The organism is Mycobacterium cookii (genome assembly GCF_010727945.1).
In the GTDB taxonomy this organism is placed as follows: Bacteria; Actinomycetota; Actinomycetes; order Mycobacteriales; family Mycobacteriaceae; genus Mycobacterium; species Mycobacterium cookii.
Genome location: NZ_AP022569.1, coordinates 5,131,843 through 5,153,630, shown reverse-complemented (window position 1 = coordinate 5,153,630; position 21,788 = coordinate 5,131,843). Strand labels below are relative to the sequence as shown.

Sequence of the window (21,788 nt, the reverse complement as noted above, 5' to 3'; positions counted from 1 at the left end):
CGCCGGCTGCGCGATCGCAGGGCCGTCGCGGCCGATCGGGTACAGTTAACAAGCCGGTAATCTTGCCGGCCCTCAGGGCAGATCACTTGCTGACGTCGGGCTCATCGCCCCGCCACGATCCCGTCGCCTTCTCTGAGCCTTCTCAGAGGACCTTATGACCTCGCTCGCCAGCGGTACCCCTTTTCTCCACGCGTCCGAACAAAGCGATCCGGCAGCACTCTTCGCGCTGCCCACTGGTTCCACCGCGGTCGTCTACTGCGAGGGCCAGTTCGGCGAGCAGGACGGCAAGACCGCCAATGGCCTGGTCCGGCACTCGGAGAAATACGACATCCTCAGCGTCATCGACAGCCTCCACGCCGGGGTCGACGCCGGGAAATTCCTCGACGGTACCGCGAACGGCATCCCGGTGCTGGCGTCACTCGCCGAATCCATCTCACACGCCGGTCGTTTACCGGACTATCTGATCTGTGGGCTGGCGCCGGCCGACGGCCTGCTGTCGAACGAGCAGCGGGTCGTGCTGCTCGACGGCATCGCCCGCGGGATGCACATCATCAACGGCCTGCACGAGTTCCTCAACGACGACGCCGAATTCGCAGCGGCAGCCGTGATCGCCGGCGTCACCATCACCGACGTACGCCGACCGAAGGCCAAGCGCGACCTGCACCTGTTCTCCGGGCGGATCTTCGACGTCACCTGTCCCAGGATCGCGATCCTGGGTACGGACGGGGCGATCGGGAAACGCACCACCGCCACCTTGCTGGTCCAGGCCCTGAACGCGCGCGGCATCAAGGCGGTCATGGTCGGCACCGGTCAGACCACCTTGATCCAGGGCGGTAAGTACGGCGTCGCGCTGGATGCCCTGGTCCCCCAGTTCTGCTCCGGCGAGGTCGAGCATCAGGTCGTCGCCGCGTTCGAAGGTGAGAGCCCTGACGTGATCGTGGTCGAGGGCCAAGGCGCGCTCAGCCATCCCGCTTACATCACGTCGGCTCACATCCTGCGCGGCAGCCGCCCGGCCGGCGTGATCGTGCAGCACGCACCGAAGCGCAAGGTCCTCGGCGACTTCCCGATGGTGCCGATGCCGACCGCGGCCAGCGAGATCGCGTTGATCGAGGCGTTCGCCGACACCCGCGTCATCGGTGTCACGATCAACCACGAAGAGATGACCGAAGACGAGCTGAATATTGCTATCTCCGAACATCATTCGCAGCTCGGTCTCCCTGCCACCGACCCACTGACGTGCCCTTCGTCAGACCTGGTCGACATGGTGCTGACGGCCTTCCCCGCGCTCGCGGCGGTGGCCGGCATGACCGTTCCGGAGTGACCCTTCGGATCGAGACCGATCTCGACAAGGTCGAGCAGAACACGCGGATTCTGGTTGATCGGCTCGCCGTGACCGGCATCCGGGTCACCGGGGTCACCAAGGCGGTGATGGGCTCGCCGGGAGTCGGCGCGGCGATGCTGCGCGGCGGCGCCCGCGGCCTCGGTGATTCCCGGCTGCCGAACCTCGCTCGGCTGGCCGCACTGGACCGACCACCGCGACGCTCGTTGATCCGCTCACCGATGCTCAGCCAAGTGGCACAGGTAATCGACGTCGCCGATGTCAGTCTGAATACCGAGGCCGTCGTCCTGTCGGCGCTCAATCAGGCTGCGTCGGAACAGAATCGGATGCACGCCGTCGTGCTCATGGTCGAATTGGGTGACCTACGCGAGGGCATCGCGCTCGACGATATCCCGGAGGCCGTGCGCACCGTCCTTCGTCACCCCTCCCTCCGGCTCGTCGGGCTCGGCGCGAACCTCGCTTGTCAGAACGGTGTCATTCCCGACGACCGGAATATGGCCATCCTCACCGAACTCGCGGACGACGTCGAGACACAGCACGGGATCTCGCTCGACGTCGTCTCAGGCGGCAACTCGGCGAACCTGCACTGGGCTCTGCACACCGACGACGTCGGCCGGATCGACGACCTCCGACTCGGCGAAGCCATCCTTCTCGGCGTCGACCCGCTGTACCGCGCACCGATTCCCGGCCTGCACACCGACGTCTTCACCCTGACCGCCGAGGTCATCGAGGTTTCTCGCAAGCCGTCTCAACCGTGGGGAGACCGTGCTCAGGCGGCGTTCGGCGAGGCGCCGGCCCGTACCGGCAGCAGAACCGTGCATCAGGCGATCCTGGCGCTCGGTCGCCAAGACGTGGATCCGGACGGCCTGCACCCACCCGAGGGGATCACGACCCTCGGGATGAGCAGCGATCACCTGATCGTCGACCTCGGCGATCACCGCGTCGTGGTGGGCGACGAGATCGACTTCGGCGTCGGCTACGGCGCACTCGTACGGGCGATGACATCGCCGTTCGTCAGCAAGGTCGAGCACGGCGGCCATTGCGCATGACGACCGGCTATCGGCTGTAGACGGCGGCGTCGTCGATGTCGACCTGGGAGCGGTTCGGCAGGGCGAGGCCGCAGCCGACAGTGACGACCGCGGCAAAGACGATGTACGCCGAAATCGCATACGGGGTCCCGGTTTTGTGCAGCAACCAGGTCGCGATCAGCGGGGCGGGGCCACCGGCGAAAACCGAGGCCAGCTGATAGCCGAGTCCGGCGCCGCCGTACCGCAGATGCGTTGGGAAATTCTCGGCGATCAGCGCAGCCTGTGGTCCGTACTGCAGCCCGTGGATGAACAACGAGATCACGACCGCCGCGAAGATCGGTGCGGCGCCCCCGTGGCTCAGCACCGCAAAGTACGGGTAGGCGATGAGGCCGGTCAGGACCGAGCCGGTGAGATAGATCCGCTTGCGGCCGAAGCGGTCTGACAGGTGCGAAAACAGCGGGATCGCGAAGAGTTCACAGACGGCGCCGGCGAGCACGGCTTTGAGCACGAACGTCCTGGTGAACTCGTGCCGGGAGACGACATAGATCAGGACAAAAGTCGTGAACAAGTAGAACGGCATCTGCTCGCTGAATCGCAGCCCCGCCGACAGCAGAATCTCCCGCCAGTGCTGACGAATCGCGTCGACGACCGGGACGCGGGCGGTTTTGCGCTCTTCGGTCACTTTGGCGAACATCGGGGTCTCCAGGATGGACAGCCGAATGAGCAGGCCGACGGCCACCAGCACCAAGCTGAACAGGAACGGAATCCGCCAGCCCCAGGAGTTGAACTGCTGAGCCGAAAGCGTGGCCGACAGCAACGTCATGCCGCCAGTGCCCAGCACCAGCCCCATCGGCACGCCAAGCTGAGCGAAGCTGCCCAGCAGTCCCCGCTTGCGTTGGTCACCCCACTCCATCGCGATCAACACCGACCCGCTCCACTCGCCGCCGATCGCCAGGCCTTGGACCAGCCGGAGCAGCACGAGTAGCAGCGGCGCAGCCGCACCGATGGCCGCGGTGCCGGGCAGGATGCCGACGATCGCCGACGAGATGCCCATCACTAGTAGCGTCACGATCAGCGTGGCCTTGCGTCCGATGCGGTCGCCCCAGTGCCCGAAGATGGCGGCGCCCAGCGGACGGGCGACAAATCCGACCGCGTAAGTCGCAAACGAGGCCATCGCGCCCGCGTACGGGGTGGATGCCGGGAAGAACAGGTGCGGGAAAACCAGCGCCGCTGCGGTGTTGTAGAGGAAGAAGTCGTACCACTCGATCGTGGTGCCGATGGAGCTGGCCAGCGCCGCGCGCCGCACCTGCGCCCGCCGCCTGGCCGAGTCGGGATCCAGATTGAGGGCGACCCCGTCGTCTTTGACAGCCACTACGCCCTCCACGGTAAGCGCGAGTTGATCCTCCAGTGTGAAGGTCGGCCTGCGCCGGCACTGGAATACAGATGTTGCGTGAGGCGCGACTAGGTGAACTCGAGGCGAATTATCTTCACCCGGCGACGTCGCACTCCCGGCCGCAGCACTGTGGACACCCAGGGAACGCTCAGGCTACTCTTCGGCAATCCTCAGGGGGCCGTTCGCGGCACCCAAACGCCCGACTCGACCAAGGATCCGTCGTGCACACATCGCTTCGGTGCAAGGTAAGTGCCGGCATCGCTGTCCTCGGCGCCGCGATCATCGCCGCAACTCCGCTGCTATCGCCCCAACCCGACACCCGCGCGGTCCGGCTCACCAGTGGCGACACCGCAGACTCCCCGCTCGGCGACGGCACCGCATTGATCATGGGCGGCAGCGGCCTCGAGACACCTGGTCAGACCTATGCGAACGCCGTCGACGCGGAGTACCTGGCACCGCGGGACTTCACCGGCACCACGCAAGTCCTGAGCACACCCGAGGCGCTCTATCCATTCCTCGGTCCCTTCACCGAGACGTTCGACCAATCCGAGGCCCAGGGGCAACAGATCCTGGACACCGCGATCCTGAACCAAATCGCCGCCGGCCATGTAGATGCCGCGAACCCGGTGGTGGTCTCAGGCTGGTCGCAGAGCGCGGTGATCTCATCGCTCGTGCAACCGGAGCTGGCGAGCCAGGGTGTGCCCAGCGATGACGTGCATTTCGTGTTGGTCGGTGATGAAAGTGCCCCCAACGGAGGCATATTGGAACGTTTCGACCTGCCGGTCGGTACACAGCCGAGCATCCCGAGCCTGGGTCTGACATTCAGCGGACCGGAAGCGTCTGACCTCTACCCAACCGACGTCTACACACACGAATACGACGGCTTTGCCGACTTCCCGCAGTACCCGGCCAACTTGCTTTCCGACATCAACGCCTTGCTGGGCATCGTCTTCGAGCACGTCAGCTATCCGGGCCTCACCGCCGAACAGGTTACGGACGCTATAGCACTGCCTACGTCGACGGCCGACACGTTGACCAACTACTACGAGATTCCGGTGACCACGCTGCCTCTGCTGGAGCCCTTGCAACTGATTCCCTTCATCGGCAACCCGCTGGCCGACCTGCTGAACCCGGACTTGTCGGTGTTGGTGAACCTGGGCTACGGCAACGTCGACGACAACTATCTGGGCGGCTGGAGTCCGGGCGATGCCGATGTGCCCACAACGTTGGGGTTCCTGCCGGATTCCAGTGTCCTGGAACAGGTCCCGCAAGCATTAGCCAATGGGCTGCAGCAGGGGATCACTGATGCCATCAAGGACTTGATCGATCCGAACAACTACGTGTACTCGTTGCCATCCTGGGCCGACGAACTCGTCACGGCCCTGGAAAATGTCGTCCCGGGCACCCAATTGTCAGTTCTCTCAATCGTTCCCACGACCTTCCAGGACCTATTCGACACCTTCCCGCCCCACACCGGCTTCCCGCCGCTAGACGTGGCCACCGCGTTGTTCGTCACCCTTCCTGAAATCGACTACAACGTCTTCACCACGGAGCTTGCGGCCGGAAACCTCGTTGACGCCATCGGGATCCCCATTGCCGCCGACATCGGAATCCTCCCGCTGGCGCTAGTGGGAGCGGCTCTTTGAGCACGGAGGTATCTGATGGCCCGCGAATCTCGAATCTCCGCCGCACGTTTCCGCCCGGCTTACAGTCGTATTTCCGATGCACTGACGAACCTCGCTTGGTTGCCCAACTTGGTGATTCGAGTCTCTGTCGGGTTCATGTTTTTCAGTGGCGCGGTGGGCAAGCTCGCTGATCTCGGCAAGTTCACGGCGATGTTTGTGAGCCTGGGCATTCCCGCTGCACGGGTGCTGGCCCCGGCTACGGCCGTGTTGGAACTCGTCGGTGGTGCGGCGTTGATGCTGGGCCTTGGTACCCGGCTGGTGTCGCTGGCACTGGCCGGGGACATGGTCGGCGCGTTGATCACGGATATCGGCCCGAATCTGGCGCAGAAATATCCGCGTCTATGGGATTTCCTCAGCAACGTGTTTTATGCCCCGGAGTGGCTGCTGGTAGGTCTGCTGCTGTGGCTGCTGTGTATTGGAGCGGGCAAGGCCAGCTTGGACGGGTTGATCAGTCGACGCTTGGCCGCGCCGACCTAGACAGATACCAGCCGAGCCCGGCCCAGGATGCTTCGAAATGGATCGGGGTGTGATCGCGTCGACGAACTGGTGAACGCTGGAGTTGTGACCGGGCGCGGACTGTCATGGCCAGCTTAGGATCTATCCGCTAAGCCGCTACCCCCTCCGCGGCTGCTGAACGAGGACCGCACCGTGCAGACAACGTCAGAACCCGTGTCAGCGCCTCCCGCGGCCGGCGGCGCTCAAGCCGTTCGGCTGGCCGTTGTGGTCGGCGCGCTCGGGGTCGTGTTCGGCGACATCGGAACCAGTCCGATCTACACGCTGGCGACCGTCTTCAACCCCAGCGACCCGCACCCGGTGCCGCTCAACATCGACAACGTCTACGGCGTCGTGTCACTGCTCTTCTGGTCGGTGATGACCATCGTCACGCTGACTTACGTCACGCTGGTGATGCACGCCGACAACGACGGCGAGGGCGGCATCATGGCGCTCATCACGCTGCTGCGGCGCTTTGGCGGGACAGGAGGACGCCGGACCGTCGCCGCGCTGGCCGCGCTGGGTATCTTCGGCGCGTCGTTGTTCTTCGGCGACAGCATGATCACCCCCGCGATGTCGATGATGTCGGCGGTCGAGGGTCTCAAGGTCGTCGAACCCTCGCTCGCGGAGTGGGTCGTTCCGATCACCGCGGTGATCAGCCTGGTGCTGTTCGCGGTTCAACGCTACGGAACGCACGCCGTCGGTCGGCTGTTCGGTCCGGTGATGATCGTCTGGTTCGTCTCGATCGGCGCCTGCGGCGTGAAGGGCATCCTCGGCCACCCGCAAATCCTCAAGGCGCTGTCGCCGACCTATGCGGCGACGTTCGTGGTCGGGCACGCCAGAATTGCGTTCTTCGCGCTCGCCGCAGTCGTGCTCGCGGTGACCGGCGCCGAGGCGTTGTATGCCGACATGGGCCATTTCGGTCGAAAGGCCATCACCCGGGGCTGGCTGTTCGTCGTGCTGCCGGCATGCATTCTCAGTTATCTCGGCCAAGGCGCGCTGGTGCTCGGCGACGAGTCTAAGGCGAGCGCCCCGTTCTTCTTGCTCACCCCACACTGGGCGCAGCTGCCCATGGTGCTATTGGCAACCGCCGCAACGGTTATCGCATCTCAGGCGGTGATCACCGGGGCCTATTCGGTGGCATCGGCAGCCGCTCACCTGAACTATCTGCCGAGACTGCGAATAACGCACACCTCGGAGTCGACGATGGGCCAGATCTATGTGCCGTGGATCAACGGTCTGCTCATGGTCGCGGTGCTCATTCTGGTGTTCGCCTTCCGCAGCTCGGCGGCGCTGGCCTACGCGTACGGCATGGCGGTCACCGGGACCATCACCATCACCACGCTGCTGTTCTTCTACACCGCACGGAAGAGGTGGCACACGCCCCTGTGGCTCATCGTGATCGGCGCCGGGTTGCTCTTGACGGTGGATCTGTTGTTCCTCGCGGCGAACCTGACGAAACTGGTCCATGGAGCGTGGCTGCCGTTGCTCATCGCCGTGGCTGCGTTCACCGTGCTGTCCACGTGGCAGCGCGGACAGGAGATCGTCACCCGAGCGCGGACCAAAGCCGAGGGACCGCTGCGTGAGTTCGTCGATCGGCTGGCCCATACCCGGCCCCCACTAGCGCGCACCAAGGGCACGGCTGTTTTCCTCAACCGCGGAAAAGAGACCACGCCCCTGGCGATGCGGGCCAACTGCGAGCACAATCACGTGCTCCATGAACACGTGATCATCATGGCGATCGACACCCTGCCGGTCCCGCGCGTAGCCGAATCCGAGCGAACCGAAGTCGACGACCTCGGCTATGGCGATGACGGGATCGTTCACCTCACCGCCTACTTCGGATACATGGAAGCGCCCGATGTCCTTGGCGTGCTTCGCCTTTTGGACCCTTCGCAGACTGAAGGCCAGATCGATGTCGACGGCGCTTCGTACTTCCTGTCCGACATCGAACTGACCATGGGTTCGGCGAAGAACATGGCGCCGTGGCGCAAGCACCTCTTCATCGCGACGTCCCATATGACCGCCGACGCCGCCTACTACTTCGGTCTGCCCCCCGACCGCACGGTGGTCATGGGTTCGCGGATCGAGATCTAGCCTGACGGCGATCGACTGATTGCGTCGATGCGGGCGGGCGCATAGCCTCGCGCTATGACCTCGATGCCCGCGGGCCGCGAGAAGACCGACCTGAAGCCGGATTTCGACAATGTCCAGGCTCACTACGACCTGTCCGATGAGTTCTTTCGGCTCTTCCTGGATCCGACCCAGACCTACAGCTGCGCCTACTTCGAGTCCGACGACATGACGCTGGAGCAAGCCCAGCTCGCGAAGATCGACCTGGCACTGGGCAAATTGGGGCTACAGCCGGGCATGACGCTGCTTGACATCGGGTGCGGCTGGGGCGCCACGATGCGGCGTGCTGTGGAGAAATACGACGTCAACGTCGTGGGCCTGACACTGAGTAAAAACCAGGCCATCGCCGTTGACAAGTTATTCCGCGCGATGAACAGCCCGCGCAGCCGACGGGTGTACTTGGCGGGCTGGGAGCAGTTTCACGAACCGGTCGACCGGATCGTGTCGATCGGCGCATTCGAGCACTTCGGCAAGAAGCGCTACGAAGATTTCTTCTCCATGGCCCACTCCGCGTTGCCCGCCGATGGCGTGATGCTGCTGCACACCATCGTGACAGCCAGCCCCGAGGAGAGCCGAAAACGCGGGCTACAGCTGCCGGCAAAACTGCTGCGCTTCATCTTGTTCATCATGGATGAGATCTTCCCCGGCGGGGACCTGCCCATGGTTGCCCAAGTCGAGCAGCACGCGGCTAGGGCCGGCTTCCGGGTGGACCGCATCCAGCCGCTGCGGCCCCATTACGCCCGAACGCTGGACATCTGGGCAGCGACGCTGCAGAGCAAGCGGGAGCAGGCCATTGCGATTCAATCCGAAGAGGTCTACGAGCGCTACATGAGGTATCTCACCGGCTGCGCCGACCTGTTCCGCGACGGCTACACCGACGTGTGCCAGTTCACCTTGGCAAAAAACGGCTGACCGGTTGTGGCCCTGGAGGACTTGGCCGGGGCCGTCTAGGGGTGCGCAGGTGTGTCGTCGACGAGGTCGGCCAGGGCGAGTGCGACCCGCAACTCGAGCGTGCGCTTGTCCACTGACCGCCCCAACTGTTCCTCGGCTTGCCGGAGCCGATAGGCGACGGTGTTTTCATGGATGCTGAGTCGTTTGGCGGTTCTGCCGCGGCTGCCGTTCTCGTCGAGATAGGTCCGAACTGTTGCCGCGAGCCGGCGTGTCGTGTCGTCCTTCGATGCCAGTGCGCCGAGCTCGCGTGCGACGAAGTCGCGGGCCTGGTCGATGTTCGCGGTGGCGAGTGCGCGCAGAGAGATGTCGCCGTAACGGGTGATGCTGCCTTCCGGGCTGCGTGCCAGCCGTGCGATGCGCTGCGCTTCGAGTGCCTCGACATGGCTGGTACGGAATCCCGCGATGTCGCGCGCCGGTTCGCCGATCGCGACGCGAACGCCCGGTGCCGTCGCCGTCTTGAACCGCAGCTCGTCTAGAACTCGGGAGGGCACCGAGTTGCTGGTGCTGATCCAGGCAGCTACCGAGAGTGTGCCGAGAGGCTGCATGAGAGGTCGCTGGGTGCCTATCGCCGCGGCGATGTCGCGGATTGCAGCTTCAAGAACGGCAAGGGTGTTGCGGCCCTCTTCGTGAGCGTCCAGCCAAGCGATCGCGCCGACGTGCACCCGGCGCATGTTGCTCGCTCCGCTGATCAAGCCGCTCCCGGCACATAATCCGTTCACTGCCTGACCACACCGTCTGGTTGATCCGGCGCGCGAAGGCCGGGGCTGACGTGCAACCCGGTCAGCCCCGGTCGATAGCGCTCGGGAACCCTGGAGCGACGGCCTTATGAGGATTTGAATGACTAAGGATCACCAAGGCGGCCACCCCGGGCCTCGACCCCTGACCCCCACACTGCCAGGACCGTCGCAATTGTCGTGTAGGCGATGTATTTAGGGCAGCCACTGCCCGCCGGCGGCATCCGGCCGACGATGACGCTGCATCCCTTGACATCTAATTGCCCACCGGGTCCACGCTAATCAACTGAGGGGTCTGCCGTCGGGCTGCATCGGTATCCGGTGACGTGCCTGATTGCCATGTCGAGGGCCAGTTCGAGAGGGCGGGCGCTGCGCGTGGTCTGTGCCATGAGGAGTCCGCCTTGCAGCGCGGTCATCATGGTCAACGCGAGTTCGTCCACGTCGGCTTCTGCAGCGAGTTCAGCATTGTCGCGCATGGCTGCCAAGCCTGTGGACAGGTAGGACTGCCATGTGGCGAAGGACCGCGCGAGCTCGAGCCGTGCCGAGTCGGATCGGTCGGCGAGTTCACTCACCAGCGAGCCCAGGGGGCAGCCGCCGATGCCTTGCGTCGCCCGCGTGGTGGCCACGAGATGATCGCACCAACGCTGCAGACCGTCCCACGACGAGACCTCGCGCAGGCGCGGCTCCTGCGCGGCGATGACGCGGCCGAGCTGACTCTTGATCACCTCGCCGATGAGGGCGTCTTTGTCGACGAAGTAGTGATAGAGCTGCGACCTGCTGGTCTGGCTGGCGGCCATGACAGCGTCGAGGCTTGTTCCCGCCACACCGCGCTCCCTGACCAGTGAGGCAGCTTCGGCCACGATGCGTGCTTTGGTTGCCGCTCCGCGAGGCGTGAGTCGGGCACGGGGACGATCCTCTTTTGGCGCCACGGCCGGACAGTATCCGAATTGGAATTGTCGGTCCACTTTTCGGCCAGCACAATGCCGATCAGTCAACGAATACCTTTGATAGGAGCTCGATATCGGTTCTTCACCGACGGTCACCCGTTCCGCGACGCCGACGCTCCACCATCGGTGGCGGCACGATCAGCCTGCCGAGCGACGTCCCCGACTCCTAGGGCGTGATCTGAATCCAGTTGGGGCGAGAGCTATTTCGTCGACCTCAAGCAACCCGCCATCTCTGATCCGCCGCTCAGGCCAGCCCATCGGCGGCAGATATCCCCTCGCCATCGCGCCGGGCGAAATCGCGCAGCGGGCAGACCTCCGGCCGGGCCTCCAGGGTTGTGGCCGTCGTGATGCTTTGCCCCGAACGTTCGTTAACCGACACGTCAGCCAAGCTGCACACCATGAGAGGAACTCGTGAAGCAACTACAAGATGACCGGGTCTTGGCCTACAACTCAATGTTCCTGGGCGTGTTCATGTTTTTGTTCGGATTCTTGAAGTTCTTCGAACCCTTTCGCACCATGTTCGATGTCCAGATCGCCAAGAGTGACCTGCCGCCACTCAGCATTCCGTTCGGCAAGGTCGCAGAAATGGCCATCGGCCTTGGGCTGCTCTTGCCTGCTTGCTTCAGGAAGAAGATCAATAATCTTTACGGCCCAGTGGTTTTCGTTGCTTCAGCCGGGCTTGTCGTCAACATGGGAGTCGCGACGTACGTCCATTTGCAGCCGGACGTCCCAGCGAGCGTGCTGCCCCTGGGGATAAAGACTCCGTTCATCCCCTTGTTCGTCATGGTCCTGGCGGTACTGAACCTCTACCGCCTGTACGGCGCGAGAACGGGCAAATCGTAGACGTCGGTCCGTGACTCGAAGTGGACGATCACTGCGACCGCATGTTTCATAGCTTGTGCGAGAAGGCGGACGTGCGGCAGCTGAGAGTCCTGCCGTCAAGGCTGACATCAGCAGCGGACACCTCTGGCTGCGCGTAACGGCGCTCCTGAACCACACTTGAGGTCCTGCTGAGCGCTAAAACAAGTGCTGTCGTGCGCCTGGTGGAGCTGAGGGGACTCGAACCCCTGCCCTGACTAGGCAAAATTCCGACTCACCTGCAGGTTCGCTCCGTCTTGTTCCAGTTCAATACCGTTCGTTACCTGCGGTTTCGTCTTCGGGTCTTGACGGCGTCAAGAGAGGTGGGTTCCACAGAACCAGCCGCCCTGGGTTCGGTGCGATCGTCACCGAAGTGGGAGACGCCGGTGGCCGAGGGACTTACGACTGCCATGGCGGTGCCCTAATGCCCTCGCCGATTGTGGTCTGCGGAGAGAACATCTTCGTTACGGTTCGGATTCTTGAGCGCCCGGCCCGGATGTCGGTCAACGTATGCCCGATGGGAGGTACGCCCATGAGCAAACCGATTCCGCCGCTGGACCTTTCATGGCTGTTGATCGAGTCACCGGCGGGCACGACGCACGTCGGTGCCATGCTCCTGTTCAAAAAGCCCGCCGGCCGCGCGCCAATCGTGCGCGAGATCGTTGAGGCGTATCGGGCGTGCAAGCCGGCGCCGCCGTTCAACTATGTCCCGGAGCTGCTTGGTCGGGGCGCGCCCCATTTCCGGGAGGTGACGAGCTGGGACCCCTACTACCACGTCGGGCACCTAGCTCTCCCCGCTCGAGCCTCCTACGACGACCTGTTGCGACTCGTCGCCGACCTGCACGAGCCACAACTCGACCGTGACCGGCCGCTGTTTCGCTGCTGGGTGATCGACGGGGTATCGGACGGAATGTTCGCGATCTACACGAAGACTCATCACTCCATCATCGACGGTGAATCAGGCCTAAAGCTGCTATACGCAGGTCTGAGCACATCCGATCGGCGCACCGTCCCCACGCCCGCGTTTGCGCTCGGCGCTCCGGCGCCCACACCACACCCGCCGATGCCGCTCGCAGGGAGAATCGTCGACTCAATTCGCGGGGCAATCACGCAGGTCGAGGCGGTCAACCAGGTTTCGTTCGGCGCGCTGCGCAAGGTGTTCGCCGGTCTGGTGGGATCGCATCTCGAGGGCAGCCTGCCGTTCGCGGCGCAGCACGCCCCGACCAACGAGCCGCTCAAAATCGGGCGGAGGTTCGCGACGCTGTCCCTGCCGCTCGAGGAGATGCGCGAGGTCGGACGGCATTTCGGGGCGACCCTCAACGACGTGGCGGCCACGGTTGTCGACGCGGGGCTGCATAACTACCTGCGCGAGGCCGACCGTGCCTTCGCGCACCCGTTCATCGCGATGTGTCCGGTCTCATTGCGTGCCGACGACGACACAGCAATCGGCACGCGAGTGTCAGCCATGTTCGCAAGACTCGGCGAGCCCGGCGCGAGTGTCTCGGAACGGATCCGCCAAGTGGTGGACTCCGTCGCCACCTGCAAGAAGGAGCTCGGCCGCCTGTCCAACGAGGCGGCGATGACCTACGCGGTCGGACTCGTCGCGCTCGCCGGCCTGGGGGCCTCCACGCACCTGGACCGCATCGCGCACCCGGCGTGCAACCTCGTCATCTCCAACGTTGCGGGTGGCAAGGAGACCCGATATCTCAACAGTGCACGCCTCCTTGGTATCTACCCGGTCTCCGCGCTCGCCGCCTCGATCGGGCTCAACGTCACGCTGGCGTCCTACCACGACAACATGGATTTCGGGTTCGTCGCAAACGCCGCGGCGATCGATGACCTGCCGCAACTCGCTCGCTGCGCGAGGGAGGCGTACGAGGAGCTGAAAGAGGCGGCGGGAACGCAGTCGGCCCGTTCGAAGCGCGCGTCTTCCTGACCATTCTCCTAGGCTCCTATCCGAGCGTCGTGATGACCTTCGATCGTGGTGACTCGTCTCGGCGCGGGCGGAGCAAACCGATCGCTGGGGTCAGCGGGATGTGCAGTGCATCAACGAGACCCGGAGCCGGGTGACAGACCCAGCCTTGGCGCGACTTGCGCGACCGATCTTTTTAAGGCCCTGACCTGCGGTTTTCCAGTGGAGCTAAGGGGACTCGAACCCCTGACCCCCACACTGCCAGTGTGGTGCGCTACCAGCTGCGCCATAGCCCCAGATGTCGTGCCCATCGAAGCTACACCACGGCCTGCCAGCCTTCAAAGTCGCTGGCCCGCGGCTCGCGAGCGCTAGCGCAATGGGTCGAAGTCCCGCAATCCTGGCGGTTGCTTGCCGGTCGTGATCTGCTCGGCCAACAGCCGGCCGGTCGCTGGGCCCTGCTTCATGCCCCACATGCCGTGCCCACCTGCGACGAAGACGCGGTTATCCAGCACCGAGCCCACCAGGGGACGCCCGTCAGGACTCAATGGACGCGGCCCTACCCATATCTCGTCCCGATCCGCCCAGCGAACCCCGTCGAAGAACCCACCCGCCGCATCGACAATGGCGTCGACGACGCCGGCGGACACGGGAGCATCGGGATGACGCAACTCCATCACGCTGGTGACCCGCAGCTTTCCGTTCAACGGTGTGCACGCCACCCGCACATCCGGCAGATAGATCGGCCCGAAAACCTGACGCTGCACCGGCACCGTGAAGGAGTAGCCGCGGCCGGCCTGCACCGGAACCCGAACCCAGCGCCGGACCAGTTTCGGCAACCATGCGCCGGTCGCGATCACCACGACGTCCGCCGCCAACGGAGGACCTGAAACAGGCTTTACCGCGACGCCGCGCCCCGAGGTCCGCACGTCGGCTACGTCGATGGTCTCCAGCGCCCCGCCCCGTTCGACGACCGAGCTCGCCAGCGCGTGCACGAAGCGGCCGGGATCGACGAACCGCTGACCGTTGATGCGGACGCCGACGGCCACGTCGCTCGACGCCAGCGGCACCCGCTCGCGCAACTCGGCGCCGGTCAGTTCGGTGACGGAACTCGGCTGTCCGGCGTCGTGTAAACGTCGCAGCTGCTCCAGCAGATGTTCGGCGTCTGCTGAACTGCGGAACAACGCGGTGATCGGCGCGTCGGTGACCGGCGCGTCCACCCCGTTGACGACCAGCTCGTCGTAGGCCGCCATGCACTCGTTGTTCAGCGTCTGGTTCGCCCGCACTGCGCTCGTCCATGACGACTCCCTGCAGTTAGCCGCGAACCGCAGCAAAAATCTCCACAGAGTCGGATCGGTGCTCAGCGGAATCCGCACCGGCGCAGCGCGATTCGGCAAGGTACGCAGCGCGTATCGCAACGTTCGCGGGTCGTTGAGCGGGATACTCAGCGCTGGCGCGATCCATCCGGCGTTGCCCCAGGAGGCGCCCGCCGCGACGCCGGTGCGATCGACCACGGTCACTGAGACCCCGTGCTTTTGCAGAAACCACGCCGTCGACAGGCCCACGATTCCGGCTCCCACCACGATCGCTGATCGCGGTCGGGTCCGGTGGGTGTCAGCCATCACAACCTCAGGCCAGTTCCGACGCGGTCCCGGTCTCCCATTCACTGGGTGGCGGCGTGTGACCCTCCACTCGCGTTTCCGGTGCGAACATCCACCCCACCCCGGCGGCCAATAGCACAACCCCGCTGACCGCGAATCCCCATGCGTAGCTGAGGTGTTCAGCGATTTGAGCCACCGACAACGAACCGACGATGGCGCCCAGATCAACCATCATCTGAAAGGTCGACACCGCGGTGCCTGTGCGCGCGGTGCTACCGAGGATGTCGGCGATCGCGGCCTGCTGCGGCGACGAGTACACACCCGACGTCGCACCGGCCACGCACGCCGCGACCAGGAAGACGGGCACCGACGACGCCGCGCCCAACCAGATGGTCGACACGCCGGAGGCGAGGAGCCCGCCGATCACCAGGCTGCGCCGGCCGATCCGGTCGGACAGATAGCCGCTGGGCGACACCACGAGCAGGTTGCCGAGTGCGAACATCCCCAGCACCAACCCCGTCATCCGTGGCCCGCGGGCCAACACGTCGGAGACGAAGAGCGGCACGATGGCCATTCGCAATCCGAACACCGCCCAGCCTGTCGCGAAGTTCGACACCAGCGACGCGCGGTACGCGCGCTGCCGAAGCGCGGCACGCACCGTCACCGCCGGCTCGGCGTGCTCGGCGGGCGCACCCAGTGTTGAGCGGCGCAAGCTGTAGGACACCACGATCGCGGTGATCAGCACCGAAACCCCGTAGATGAGAAACGGTGCTTTGAGCCCCAAACCTGCTGTAAGACTGCCCACCAGCGGGCCCGCGACTGAGCCGATCAGAAACGAGCTCACGAACAGCCCCGCGACCCGCCCGCGCGCGTCGGGCGGGCTGATCCGGATCATCAGACCCAACGCGGAGATGAAGAACAGCGTGGACCCGATGCCGCCGATCGCACGCAATACCAGTAGTTGCCAATAGGTTTGAGCGAACGCGCATGCGGCGGTCGACACCGACACAATCAGTAGCCCGGCGACGTAGACCAGCCGCTCCCCCAGCCGCTGCACCAGCAGTCCGGTGGGTGGGGCAGAGAAGAGCCGCATCACCGAAAAAATTGTGATCGAGAACGTCACCGCGCCGAGGCTCACCCCGAACGTTCGCGCGAAGGCTGGCAGCACCGGCGACACCACACCGTAGCCAAGCGCGGCCACCGCGTTCGCCGCGATCAGCACCCACGCTTCACGCGGCAGCCTCGTCGAATTGCGTCGCCACGCGGTCAAGCGGGCGCGTGGGGCGACGAGGATCACCCAATGACTTTATCCACAACCTGTTGCGCAGCTCTCTGGACGTCCGATAAGTGATCTGGACCACGAAATGACTCGGCGTAGATCTTGTAGACGTCCTCGGTTCCCGACGGCCGTGCCGCGAACCACGCATTGGCCGTCGTCACCTTCAGCCCGCCCAGCGCGGCGCCGTTGCCGGGCGCGGTGGTCAACTTCGCGGTGATCTGCTCTCCGGCCAGCTCGGTGGCGGTCACCTCGTCCGCGGACAGCTTGGCCAATCGGGCCTTCTGCTCGCGACCCGCCGGCGCGTCGATGCGGGCGTAGGTCGGGGCGCCGTATTTCGCGGTCAGCTCCTGGTAGCGCTGCGACGGGGTCTCACCCGTGACCGCCAGGATCTCGGCGGCCAGCAGCGCCAGGATGATGCCGTCCTTGTCGGTGGTCCACACCGAGCCGTCGCGCCGCAGGAACGACGCCCCGGCCGACTCCTCCCCGCCGAACCCGATGGTCCCGCCGATCAGGCCGTCAACGAACCACTTGAATCCGACGGGCACCTCGACGAGCTTGCGGTCGATGCCGGCGACCACCCGGTCGATGATCGACGAGCTGACCGCGGTCTTGCCGACGGCGATGCCGGCCGGCCAGGACGGCCGATGGGTATAGAGGTAGTCGATGGCCGCCGCCAGGTAGTGGTTCGGGTTCATCAGGCCCGCGTCGGGGGTGACGATGCCGTGCCGGTCGGAGTCGGCGTCGTTGCCGGTGGCGATCTGGTAGCGGTCGCGGTTGGCGATCAGTGAGGCCATCGCGTCCGGTGAGCTGCAGTCCATCCGGATCTTGCCGTCGTGGTCGAGTGTCATGAACCGCCATGTCGGGTCGACAAGCGGGTTGACCACGCTCAAGTGGAGCCGGTGACGCTCGCCGATCGCGGCCCAGTAGTCGACGCTGGCGCCGCCGAGCGGGTCGGCGCCGATCCGGATTCCGGCTTTGCGGATCGCGTCGATGTCGACCACGTTCGGCAGGTCGTCGACGTAGCTGTCCATGTAGTCGTGACGTTGGGCACGCTGCATCGCGCGGGCGAGCGGGACGCGTTTGACCGTCTCGCCGTTGCGCAGAATCTCGTTGGCGCGCTTGGCGATTGCGTTGGTCGCATCGGTGTCGGCCGGGCCGCCGTTGGGCGGGTTGTACTTGAAGCCGCCGTCATACGGCGGGTTGTGTGACGGCGTGACGACGATCCCGTCGGCCAGGGCGTCGCTCCGTCCGCGGTTGTAGGTCAGGATGGCGTGGCTGACGGCCGGCGTCGGGGTGTAGCGATCAGCGGAGTCGACCATCGCGACGACGTCGTTGGCGGCGAGCACCTCGAGCGCAGATACCCACGCCGGCTCCGAAAGCCCATGGGTGTCACGGCCGATGAACAGCGGACCGGTGGTGCCGTCGGCCGCGCGGTACTCGACGATGGCCTGGGTGATCGCCACAATGTGGGGCTCGTTGAAAGCGCCGTTGAGCGCGGAGCCGCGATGGCCGGACGTGCCGAATACCACCTGCTGCGCGACGTCGTCGGGATCGGGCTCGACGGTGTAGTACGCGGTGATCAGATGCGGCACGTCGACGAGGTCTTCGGGTTGGGCCGGCTGACCGGCACGCGGGTTGGCCACCATGGCATCATTCTGCCGATCTTCAGTTTCCGGCGCTCGACGGTGCCGCATAAGCTGCGGTGAACAGGCTCTGAAACGGAAGGGAATTCGGCGGGTGGCAGCGCGCGATTACCGGGAGTTGGCCGCGGTCTTCGCCGGAGGCGCATTGGGCACCCTGGCCCGCACCGGACTGAGCAGCCTGGTGGTCGCCGATCCGACGCGCTGGCCGTGGCCGACCTTCACGGTGAACATCGTCGGGGCTTTCCTACTCGGCTATTTCACCACCCGGCTGCTGGAGCGGCTGCCGCTGTCGAGTTACCGGCGGCCACTGCTCGGCACGGGGTTGTGCGGCGGGCTGACCACTTTCTCGACGATGCAGGTCGAGACGGTGAAGATGATCGAGCACCACAGCTATGCCCTGGCCGCCGAATACACCTGCGCCAGCATCGTTCTCGGCCTGCTGGCGGTCTATCTGGCCACCGCGGTCGTCCGTCGGGTGGCGCTGCGTTGATCGCCGCCGGCGACGATGCAGAGCGCAGCGATCCGGAGGAGCGGCGATGATCGTCTGGGCAGGCGTGCTGGTCGCCGGCGGTCTTGGTGCAGTGCTGCGTTTTCTGGTTGACGGCGCGATCGCCCGCCGCGCAGCGAAGTCGTTTCCCTACGGCACGTTCGCAGTCAACATCAGCGGCGCCGCGCTGCTCGGACTGCTGGGCAGCCTGGCGTTGAGTCGGCACACCGCACTGGTCGCCGACACCGCGTTCGTCGGCTCGTACACCACGTTCTCCACCTGGATGCTGGAGACCCAGCGGCTCAGCGAGGAGCGGCAGACCCGCCGGGCCGCCGCCAACATCGTTGCCAGCGTCGTGTTGGGCATCGCGGCGGCGCTGTTCGGGCAGTGGATCGCGGGCCGACTATGAATCAGCCCTGCCTGAAGCTGACCACCTACTTCGGCGAACGCCAGCGCGCTGTCGCCGACGCCCGGCGGCCCGGCTTCCTGGCCGACGCGATGCTCAATCTGTTCGACACCCGCGATATCGCGACCAGTGTGATGATGCGCGGCGTCGCGAGTTTCGGGCCACGACACGTGCTGCGCACCGATGAGTCGCTGAGCCTGTCCGAGGATCCGCCGGTGGCGATCGCCGCGGTCGACGTCGAGTCGAAGATCAGCGCCCTGGTCGATGACGTCGTGGCGATGACCGGCAGCGGTCTGGTGACGTTGGAGCGCGCACGCCTGGTCGGCGGCGGCGACGTCATCGACAACGGCAACAGCGACGGGGTCAAGCTGACGGTCTACGTGGGACGCCAGGAGCGGATCGGCGGGCTGCCCGCGTACCGCGCGGTGTGCGATCTGCTGCACCGGCTCGGATTCTCCGGTGGCGCAGCGTTTTTGGGTGTCGACGGGACAGCACACGGTGTGCGGTACCGGGCGCAGTTCTTCAGCCGGAACGTGAATGTCCCGATGATGATCGTCGCCATCGGGACGGCCGCACAGGTTTCGGCGGCTGTTGCAGAACTCAGCGGCGCCACGGCGAACCCGCTGCTCACGGTGGAACGGGTTCGGGTGTGCAAGCGGGGCGGCGAGTTGCTCGCCCGCCCGCATCGGTTGCCGGATGTCGACGAGCAGCGACGGCCGCTGTGGCAGAAGCTGATGGTGCACACCAGCGAGGCGACCGGTTACCACGGCGTCCCGATTCACCGCGCGCTGGTGAGCCGCTTACTCGATTCCGGGATGGCCCGCGGCGCGACGGCGCTGCGCGGCGTCTGGGGATTCCACGGTGACCATGAACCCCACGGCGACAAGCTTTTTCAGCTCGCCCGCCGCATGCCGGTGGTGACGATCATCGTCGACACACCGGAGTGGATCGCCCGCAGCTTCGACATCGTCGACGAACTGACCGGCGAGCATGGTCTGGTCACCAGCGAGATGGTGCCCGCGGTGGTGACGATCTCCGATCAAGACCGCGACGGCGACGGCTCACTGGCGCACCACGACTACTGAGGCTTAGCCTCCGCCTCCGGCACCTCCGCCAGCGCCACCAGGCGCTCCGCCGCCACTCCCCTGTCCGCTCCAGTAGTCCTGGTTCGGGTCGTATGTCATCGCCGGGGTTGGCGGCGGTGGCGGCGGTGGCGGCGCCGGACTGGAGTGGACCGGCCCCGCCGGTGCCGCTTCGACGCTGGCCGTGGAGTTGCCTGGATGCACGCTGAGACTGACCGCGGCGATCAGCGCACCGGCGCTCATCGACAGTCCACGCACTGCGTTTGATGCAAACTTCATCTTGAGTCCTCGTGCTTGCTCGACGCTGAATATCCGTACTCCGATCCGGATACCCGCGCGACGTCCATCGAACACCTGCGATCAGCCGAGCGCGGGAATGACCCTGTCGACGAACAACTCGACCGACCTCCACGCCTCGTCGACGGGCATGCCGCCGACCAGCGGGTGCAGCACGATCGGCCCGTAATCGGGGGCGCCGCGAACCTCGGCGATCAACTGGTCGGGCGTCACAAACCGGTACCGCCCGGATGCCCGGACTTCGTCGAGGGTCTGAACCCCGGGCAAGTGCATCAGTGAGCGTTGATCGGTCGACCACCCACCATAGGTGACTGCCTCCCAGAGAATGTGCTCACCAAGCTCGGCCCACGCCCGGTCGGGATCGTCATGTAAATAGATCATCCCGCGATTGACCGGGCCGGGCATGATGACCAGCGGCGTGATGTCGGCCTCGGCGCACAACTCGCGGTAGCGCGCGGCGACGTCGGGCAGGTGATCGGCCAGGCTCAGCGGAAGCCGGAAGCGCGCCGCCCGCCGCGCCGTCGCCAGCGACCCTCCCCCGACGTACAACGGCGGGTGCGGCCGCGTCCAGGTTCCGGTGCAGACGCCGTGCTCGGCCTCGGCACCGGACCACACCGACAGCATGCGTTCGATCAGGCCGTCCATCAGTGCGCCGCGCTCAGTGAACTCGGCGCCCAGCGAGTCGTATTCGACAGTGCGATAACCCAATCCGACTGTGGTGTGCAGCCGTCCCCGGCTCATGTTGTCGACGAGCGCGATGTCTTCGGCCAGCCGGACCGGATTCCACAGCGGCCCCAGCGCGCAATCGACGCTGGCGATCAGCGTCGAGGTGCGTGCCAAGAACATCGCCGCCGCCAGAATCGGATTGGAACTCCAACCCTGCCCGGTCGCGTGGTGTTCGTCGACGCTGACCGTGGTGATGCCCCGCGACTCTCCCCACTGCGCCAATTCGAATGCTGCGCGGATCAATTCGCTCTGCTTGCGCGGCTCGCCATGCGGCGAGGCGAAGTTGAACCGCAGTACCGGCAGCAGCATGTTCGGACTCCGCTCAGGCGTCCGCCGTCGCGGACTTCAGGAACGCCGGAAAATCCGGGAACAGTGCGCGGTCGACGATTTCGATACGAGTGCCGAATGCGTCGATGTAGTAGGCGAACAACGACAGGTTCGGCGGCGACACATCGGCGGTCGCTTCGAAGGCGAACCCGTTGGCCTCCAGCAGTCGCGCACTCTCGGCGAGGTCGTCGGTGAAATAGCCGAGGTGATGCACGGAGTTCCCCGCTGCCGCGGTCCACGGACTTTCCGGAACTTGCTGAATGAGTTCCACATACGGGCTCTGCAGTGAGTAGACGAATGTCGAGGTGAGTTCGCGAGTTCCGTTCATGGTGCGGAACGGCAAGGTGTAGGTCAGCGGCGTGATCCACTGATAGCCGGCCATCGCGGTGAGACGCTCCATAGCCGCGTCGAGGTCTGGTACGACGATGCCGGTGTGGTAGTAGTCCTCCGGCCGCAGCGCGAATGTCATTG

Annotated in this window: 21 protein-coding genes and 1 tRNA gene; 11 read left to right on the top strand and 11 right to left on the bottom strand. The window is 65.3% G+C overall.

Annotation, left to right across the window (positions count from 1 at the left end; genetic code table 11):
* Positions 1 to 154 precede the first annotated feature (154 nt).
* Positions 155 to 1,321 (top strand): DUF1611 domain-containing protein, encoded by a 1,167-nt coding sequence (locus G6N27_RS24220; protein WP_163780863.1) that lies wholly within the window; start codon positions 155 to 157, stop codon positions 1,319 to 1,321.
* Complete coding sequence (locus G6N27_RS24215) at positions 1,318 to 2,388, top strand: alanine/ornithine racemase family PLP-dependent enzyme (RefSeq protein ID WP_163780861.1); 1,071 nt, start codon at positions 1,318 to 1,320, stop codon at positions 2,386 to 2,388. Before G6N27_RS24220 ends, G6N27_RS24215 begins: the two co-directional genes overlap by 4 nt.
* 7 nt (positions 2,389 to 2,395) lie before the next feature.
* Here the strand turns inward: G6N27_RS24215 and G6N27_RS24210 are convergent, their stop codons facing one another.
* Entirely contained in the window at positions 2,396 to 3,739 is a 1,344-nt protein-coding gene (locus tag G6N27_RS24210; RefSeq protein WP_163780859.1) for an MFS transporter, read from the bottom strand.
* A 242-nt stretch (positions 3,740 to 3,981) separates the two neighbouring features.
* Here G6N27_RS24210 and G6N27_RS24205 point away from each other — a divergent pair, with 242 nt between their 5' ends.
* From G6N27_RS24205 to G6N27_RS24190, 4 genes are all read left to right on the top strand, one after another.
* A complete protein-coding gene (locus G6N27_RS24205) occupies positions 3,982 to 5,406 on the top strand; it encodes a PE-PPE domain-containing protein (RefSeq protein ID WP_163780856.1) in 1,425 nt (474 codons plus the stop codon).
* A 15-nt stretch (positions 5,407 to 5,421) separates the two neighbouring features.
* Positions 5,422 to 5,922 (top strand): DoxX family protein, encoded by a 501-nt coding sequence (locus G6N27_RS24200; protein WP_163780853.1) that lies wholly within the window; start codon positions 5,422 to 5,424, stop codon positions 5,920 to 5,922.
* 192 nt (positions 5,923 to 6,114) lie between these two features.
* Positions 6,115 to 8,034, top strand: a complete 1,920-nt coding sequence (locus G6N27_RS24195; protein WP_232064787.1) for a potassium transporter Kup — start codon at positions 6,115 to 6,117, stop codon at positions 8,032 to 8,034.
* 63 nt (positions 8,035 to 8,097) lie between these two features.
* Positions 8,098 to 8,982: a cyclopropane mycolic acid synthase family methyltransferase gene (locus tag G6N27_RS24190; protein WP_163782284.1), complete on the top strand. Its 885-nt coding sequence runs from the start codon at positions 8,098 to 8,100 to the stop codon at positions 8,980 to 8,982.
* Between the two features lie 35 nt (positions 8,983 to 9,017).
* On the opposite strand, the gene G6N27_RS24185 is transcribed toward G6N27_RS24190, so the two are convergent.
* The 3 genes from G6N27_RS24185 to G6N27_RS24175 form a co-directional block, all read right to left on the bottom strand.
* Positions 9,018 to 9,692, bottom strand: coding sequence for a PucR family transcriptional regulator (locus G6N27_RS24185; protein WP_163780851.1), 675 nt, complete (start codon positions 9,690 to 9,692; stop codon positions 9,018 to 9,020).
* Positions 9,693 to 10,033: 341 nt separating this feature from the next.
* Entirely contained in the window at positions 10,034 to 10,579 is a 546-nt protein-coding gene (locus G6N27_RS24180; protein WP_408632619.1) for a TetR/AcrR family transcriptional regulator, read from the bottom strand.
* Between the two features lie 367 nt (positions 10,580 to 10,946).
* Complete coding sequence (locus G6N27_RS24175) at positions 10,947 to 11,090, bottom strand: hypothetical protein (protein ID WP_163780848.1); 144 nt, start codon at positions 11,088 to 11,090, stop codon at positions 10,947 to 10,949.
* A 23-nt stretch (positions 11,091 to 11,113) separates the two neighbouring features.
* On the opposite strand from G6N27_RS24175, the gene G6N27_RS24170 reads away from it, so the two are divergent.
* Both G6N27_RS24170 and G6N27_RS24165 read left to right on the top strand, forming a co-directional pair.
* Positions 11,114 to 11,545: a hypothetical protein gene (locus tag G6N27_RS24170; protein ID WP_197746517.1), complete on the top strand. Its 432-nt coding sequence runs from the start codon at positions 11,114 to 11,116 to the stop codon at positions 11,543 to 11,545.
* Between the two features lie 547 nt (positions 11,546 to 12,092).
* Positions 12,093 to 13,496, top strand: a complete 1,404-nt coding sequence (locus tag G6N27_RS24165) for a wax ester/triacylglycerol synthase family O-acyltransferase (protein WP_163780845.1) — start codon at positions 12,093 to 12,095, stop codon at positions 13,494 to 13,496.
* Positions 13,497 to 13,695: 199 nt separating this feature from the next.
* Here the strand turns inward: G6N27_RS24165 and G6N27_RS24160 are convergent.
* The 4 genes from G6N27_RS24160 to pgm all read right to left on the bottom strand — a co-directional run bounded on the left by G6N27_RS24160 (position 13,696) and on the right by pgm (position 17,995).
* Positions 13,696 to 13,768: transfer RNA gene (locus G6N27_RS24160), tRNA-Ala, on the bottom strand.
* A 72-nt stretch (positions 13,769 to 13,840) separates the two neighbouring features.
* Positions 13,841 to 15,091, bottom strand: a complete 1,251-nt coding sequence (locus G6N27_RS24155) for an NAD(P)/FAD-dependent oxidoreductase (RefSeq protein WP_163780843.1) — start codon at positions 15,089 to 15,091, stop codon at positions 13,841 to 13,843.
* Between the two features lie 7 nt (positions 15,092 to 15,098).
* Complete coding sequence (locus G6N27_RS24150; protein WP_232064786.1) at positions 15,099 to 16,367, bottom strand: MFS transporter; 1,269 nt, start codon at positions 16,365 to 16,367, stop codon at positions 15,099 to 15,101.
* A complete protein-coding gene (pgm, locus tag G6N27_RS24145) occupies positions 16,364 to 17,995 on the bottom strand; it encodes a phosphoglucomutase (alpha-D-glucose-1,6-bisphosphate-dependent) (protein ID WP_163780841.1) in 1,632 nt (543 codons plus the stop codon). Before pgm ends, G6N27_RS24150 begins: the two co-directional genes overlap by 4 nt.
* Before the next feature lie 91 nt (positions 17,996 to 18,086).
* Here pgm and crcB (G6N27_RS24140) point away from each other — a divergent pair, with 91 nt between their 5' ends.
* From crcB (G6N27_RS24140) to G6N27_RS24130, 3 genes are read left to right on the top strand one after another with little or no spacing between them, the layout of a single operon-like run.
* A complete protein-coding gene (gene crcB / locus G6N27_RS24140) occupies positions 18,087 to 18,482 on the top strand; it encodes a fluoride efflux transporter CrcB (protein WP_163780839.1) in 396 nt (131 codons plus the stop codon).
* A gap of 46 nt (positions 18,483 to 18,528) precedes the next feature.
* Positions 18,529 to 18,888, top strand: coding sequence for a fluoride efflux transporter CrcB (gene crcB, locus G6N27_RS24135; RefSeq protein ID WP_163780837.1), 360 nt, complete (start codon positions 18,529 to 18,531; stop codon positions 18,886 to 18,888).
* Positions 18,885 to 19,970 (top strand): DUF190 domain-containing protein, encoded by a 1,086-nt coding sequence (locus G6N27_RS24130; protein ID WP_163780835.1) that lies wholly within the window; start codon positions 18,885 to 18,887, stop codon positions 19,968 to 19,970. Before crcB (G6N27_RS24135) ends, G6N27_RS24130 begins: the two co-directional genes overlap by 4 nt.
* A 3-nt stretch (positions 19,971 to 19,973) precedes the next feature.
* Here G6N27_RS24130 and G6N27_RS24125 read toward each other — a convergent pair whose 3' ends face one another.
* The 3 genes from G6N27_RS24125 to G6N27_RS24115 form a co-directional block, all read right to left on the bottom strand.
* Positions 19,974 to 20,246 (bottom strand): hypothetical protein, encoded by a 273-nt coding sequence (locus G6N27_RS24125; protein ID WP_163780833.1) that lies wholly within the window; start codon positions 20,244 to 20,246, stop codon positions 19,974 to 19,976.
* An 81-nt stretch (positions 20,247 to 20,327) separates the two neighbouring features.
* Positions 20,328 to 21,299 (bottom strand): LLM class flavin-dependent oxidoreductase, encoded by a 972-nt coding sequence (locus tag G6N27_RS24120; RefSeq protein ID WP_163780831.1) that lies wholly within the window; start codon positions 21,297 to 21,299, stop codon positions 20,328 to 20,330.
* A 13-nt stretch (positions 21,300 to 21,312) separates the two neighbouring features.
* Positions 21,313 to 21,786: a VOC family protein gene (locus G6N27_RS24115; protein WP_163780829.1), complete on the bottom strand. Its 474-nt coding sequence runs from the start codon at positions 21,784 to 21,786 to the stop codon at positions 21,313 to 21,315.
* Positions 21,787 to 21,788 lie beyond the last annotated feature (2 nt).